At 39.2% G+C, this 1166-nt stretch carries 1 pseudogene; it reads left to right on the top strand.

Annotation, left to right across the window (positions count from 1 at the left end):
- Positions 1-183 precede the first annotated feature (183 nt).
- Positions 184-1166 (top strand): annotated as a pseudogene (locus tag QUA45_RS28925) (serine/threonine-protein kinase PknK); the annotation flags it as partial.

The following is a 1166-nucleotide window of genomic DNA, read 5'->3' as shown; positions in this document are numbered from 1 at the left end:
AACTATCAGTTAAGTTACCAACTCACCCTGCTAGGATATCAGTTAAGTAAAAAGTTCGATGATTTATACTCTATAAGTCAAACAGCTAATTTACTTGCCAATTTTTCTTGGTCATGGGTTAAGCATATCCAGGAAACTGAAAATATTAACGCCGAATCGGTTGAGGGTGGGTTACAGTCAGGTATGCTTCTATATACTGGCTTTAGCATGACTCATACTTTATTAAATGGAATTTGCCAAGGCAAAAATGTATCTTTACTTCGTCATGAGGCATCTGACATTCTCCCTTTCTGTCAAAAAACCCAAAACCAATGGTCTGTAGATTGTACCTTGGGACAGAAAATAATTTTACAAAACTTGCTCGGAGAAACGCAAGATAAGCTTGATTTTAGGTGCGATGAGATTGACGAATCCGACTATCTAAATCAAGAAGAAGTTAGCCGAACCCCAAACGCAATCTGCTATTATTACATTTTCAAGGCTCAAGTTCTCTATTTATATGGCGAGTTGCAACTAGCGTTAGCATCTATAGCCAAAGCGCAGGAACTATTAGCGTTTATTTCTGGCACTATTCAAGCTTCTACTTACAACTTTTACTATTCCATGATTTTAGCTGCACTCCATCCATCTGTTTCTCCAGAAGAGCAACAAGAATACTGGACTAAAATGGAGGCTAACCAAGCACAAATGCAAAACTGGGCAAATAATTGCCAGGAAAATTTTCTGCATAAGTATCTTTTAGTCGCCGCAGAAATGGCTCGCCTCTCCAGTCAGTGGTATGAAGCGATGAATTTATACGATCGAGCAATTAAATTAGCCAAAGAAAATGAGTTTGTCCACGAAGAAGCACTCGCCAACGAACTAGCCGCCAAGTTTTGGTTTGCCCAAGAAAAATCTGACTTCGCCCAAATTTATTTAAAAAAAGCATACCAAGGTTATCAAATCTGGGGAGCCAAACACAAAGTAGAAGATTTAGATGAAAAATATCTCCAGTGGCTTGGTTCAACCCGAACAGCTACTGAAAATAATACCATCAATCCAATCACCACAACTGGTAGCAATTCCGGGGAAACGCTAGATTTTGCCGCTGTAATGAAAGCATCCCAAGCTATCTCCGGTGAAATCGTTCTCGAACAATTGTTAAACCAGGTGATGAAAACTGTGAT

It is taken from the genome of Microcoleus sp. Pol12A5 (assembly GCF_036701435.1).
In the GTDB taxonomy this organism is placed as follows: Bacteria; Cyanobacteriota; Cyanobacteriia; order Cyanobacteriales; family Microcoleaceae; genus Microcoleus.
This window is presented reverse-complemented; position numbering and strand designations above follow the sequence as displayed.